The following is a 2,840-nucleotide window of genomic DNA, read 5'->3' as shown; positions in this document are numbered from 1 at the left end:
CCGGGCTTTTTGCATTGGCGTCTGCAAATTCTCGTGAAGCGCTACCGAACGCCTCCTTGTAGGCGGGGGCGTTGAGAGATGCTTGCGAAAATGATCGCGAAGGGTCGCGGTCTCGATGGAGGCGGGCGAGATTTCCAGAAGATTGCGGGCGCGAGACAGCCGCTCTGCCAGCAGCCAGCCTCAGGCCCTGCCGCTTCGAAGCGCCGAAGGAAGGCGTGCTGATGCCCGCTCGCCCGCGCTTCGACGCCTTTACAGGCAGCACGCGGTTACCCATCGAATAGGCGGTCACGCCTGGGACCAGATCGATCCGGCCTCGCCTTCATTCGAGAAGAGGCCATCGGCATAAAAAAACCGGCCATAGGCCGGTTTTCGCATCAGTCTGTATTCGCAGCGATCAGTTGGTGCCGAACGCCGTCTGCAGCAGGTTGAGCTGCGCCTTGACGCCGTTCTGGTTGTCCGGCGCGAAATTCTGGGCTTCCTGCGGGCGATAGATTTCGCGGTCGAGCAGGGCGACACGGTTCTGCAGGCGCAGCGAGCGATCGATCAAGTCGCGGAAACCTTCCGGCAGATCGTTCCAGCCGGGAGCGGTGCGATCGACGTTGAAGCTGTCGAGGCGGACCTTGTTCTTTTCCGACAGGACCTGCTCGCGATTCATCTCGCCATTGTTGACGGCGCGCTGCAGCAGCAGCCAGGATGCCATCTGCATCAGGCGGGTCGTCAACCGCATCGATTCAGCCGCGTAGAGCACGGACGCCATGCGCGGCAGGACCTTGGATGCAGCACGGCCGGTACCGTCGAGATAGCTGGCGGTTTCTTCGACCAAGCCCATGCCTTCCCCATAGAGCGCCTTGAACTGCGCCGAAGCCGCAGCGTGCCCCGCGAAACTCACGGTATTGAATCCCCGTTCGGACATGGTCTCATTCCCTGGTTAAACGCATCAACTTGGACAGGTAACGAGCGGGTTAACAGAAAGTTTCCCGTTGCTCGTCTTATGATTTGAACATGATCCTATAGCGCATATCGCGCAAGCCCATTCTTAAGAAAGGGTTAATCTCCACAATTCTTTGAAACTTGTCCGCAATAAAGCAAAAAAAGAGCCGCGAAGGCGGCTCTCAAGGTAAAACAGGGAGAAAAATCAGACCATTCGCCGATTGGGAAATCGTCTGTGTCCAGAGCGATCCGGATGGTGTTAGTAATATCTTATAAGGCTTAATGAAGCGTTACGGAATCGCGATTCACGCTTAATTGATGCCCCGTTTTCGAGCGACAGCATGGATTGTCCATGAGGAAGGCGCGAAAGTATTAACGAAAGATACTTTCGGCCGCCGACCGGCTCGCTGATTTTCTCGCTCGTTCCGCATCGAGACGCTCGATTTCTTCGGTGAGCAGGATGATTCGCGCCGAAAGTTCGTCGGCAGACAGAAGGCTCAGGTCGCAGCCGATCTCGTGCGGCGGCTGCTTCTTCGGACGATCGTCATCGAAAAGGTTCACTCCGGCCTCCGTGCGGATTGTTCGTCGTTCTGCTCCTCAAGGGGGGCAGCTCGCGGCGAAAGCTGCAGGCTTTCCGGCGTCGTCAGTGTGCCGGGGTTGATGGTTGAGTAGGCATCGCGCTCGGAGGCCGGCAGGGCGGCGCGCATGCGGCTGCGGAAGATGGCGTAAGCTGTGATCAAGACGTGGGCGCAGGCGGTGATCATGAACAGGCCATAGGGTCCGGTGACGGTCATGATCGGGCCGCCGATGGTCGGCCCGATGATCGTGCCGATGCCGTAGAGCAGCAGCAGGCCGCCGGAAATCTTGACGAAATCCTCCGGCGTCGCGAAGTCGTTGGCATGCGATACGGCGATCGGATAGAGCGCGTTCGCGGCCGCGCCATAGATGCCGACCAGCGTCATCAGCATGATGACATGCGTCGGTTCGATCAGGAAGACCAGGAGGCCTGCGACAGCGGCGACGGCGGCAAGTGCCGCCAGCACGTAGCGGCGGTCGATCGTGTCGGACAGGCGGCCGGCCGGGAACTGCATGACGGCGCCGGCGAAAATCGTCGTACTCATCATCAGCGCGACATTGCTGTCCGTCAGGCCGACCTGGCGGCCGAAGACCGCACCGAGCGTACCATAGGCGCCGTTGGCGATACCGACGAGCAGGATGCCGAGAAAGGAGATCGGCGAATTGCGATAGAGCGCCCGCAGGTCGAGCCGGACCTGTTGCAAAGGCTGCGGCGAGGCGGCGGTGGAGAGCAGCGTCGGCAGCATGGCCAGGCAATAGACGATGCCGCAGATCATGAAGAACAGCGTGGTCGACGTATCGCCGAACGGGATCATCAACTGGCCGCCGACGACACCCATCAGGGTAATGGCGATGTAGAGCGAGAAGATCGCGCCGCGGCTTTCATTGGTGGCGCGCTCGTTCAGCCAGCTTTCGATGATCATCGAGGTGCCGGCTGTGGAAAAGCCGGTGAAGGCGCGCAGGACCACCCACCAGATCGGATCGACGAGCAGGCCGGTGAGCAGGGCGATAATCGCCAGAAGAGCCGCAAAACCGCTGAACGCGCGGACGTGGCCGGCGCGCTTGACGATCGTCGGCGCCAGCAGGCAGCCGAGCACGAAGCCGCTCGCCCAGGATGTGCCGAGCAGGCCGAGCAGAGTCGTCGAATAACCTTCAGTCGTGCCGCGAACCGGCAGCAGCAGACTGTGCAACCCGTTTCCAAGAAAGAGAAACAGCGTTCCAAGGAGGAGGGCGACGACGGGCAGAAGGTTTTTTCGCATATGAAATCCGCTGGTTCCGGGCAGCAATGGCAAGGTAGGGCGACACCGTCACAATTGCCAGCCGGAATTTTCGTG

At 60.2% G+C, this 2,840-nt stretch carries 4 protein-coding genes; all 4 read right to left on the bottom strand.

Features of this window, described 5'->3' with window-relative positions:
• A partial coding sequence (locus tag VL202_RS12450) for a hypothetical protein (protein ID WP_325464433.1) occupies positions 1–289 on the bottom strand: 289 nt, incomplete at its 3' end.
• Positions 290–394: 105 nt separating this feature from the next.
• Positions 395–913 (bottom strand): DUF1465 family protein, encoded by a 519-nt coding sequence (locus VL202_RS12445; protein ID WP_325464432.1) that lies wholly within the window; start codon positions 911–913, stop codon positions 395–397.
• A gap of 389 nt (positions 914–1,302) precedes the next feature.
• A complete protein-coding gene (locus VL202_RS12440; RefSeq protein ID WP_325464431.1) occupies positions 1,303–1,491 on the bottom strand; it encodes a DUF1192 domain-containing protein in 189 nt (62 codons plus the stop codon).
• Entirely contained in the window at positions 1,488–2,765 is a 1,278-nt protein-coding gene (locus VL202_RS12435; protein WP_325464430.1) for an MFS transporter, read from the bottom strand. Before VL202_RS12435 ends, VL202_RS12440 begins: the two co-directional genes overlap by 4 nt.
• Positions 2,766–2,840: the final 75 nt, after the last annotated feature.

Origin of the sequence: Pararhizobium sp., assembly GCF_035497515.1 — a bacterium.
GTDB lineage: Bacteria > Pseudomonadota > Alphaproteobacteria > Rhizobiales > Rhizobiaceae > Pararhizobium.
This window is presented reverse-complemented; position numbering and strand designations above follow the sequence as displayed.

Coding starts and splice junctions, on each gene's coding strand:
- VL202_RS12445 (WP_325464432.1), bottom strand. CDS start 913: ATGTCCGAACGGGGATTCAATACCGTGAGTTTCGCGGGGCACGCTGCG.
- VL202_RS12435 (WP_325464430.1), bottom strand. CDS start 2,765: ATGCGAAAAAACCTTCTGCCCGTCGTCGCCCTCCTCCTTGGAACGCTG.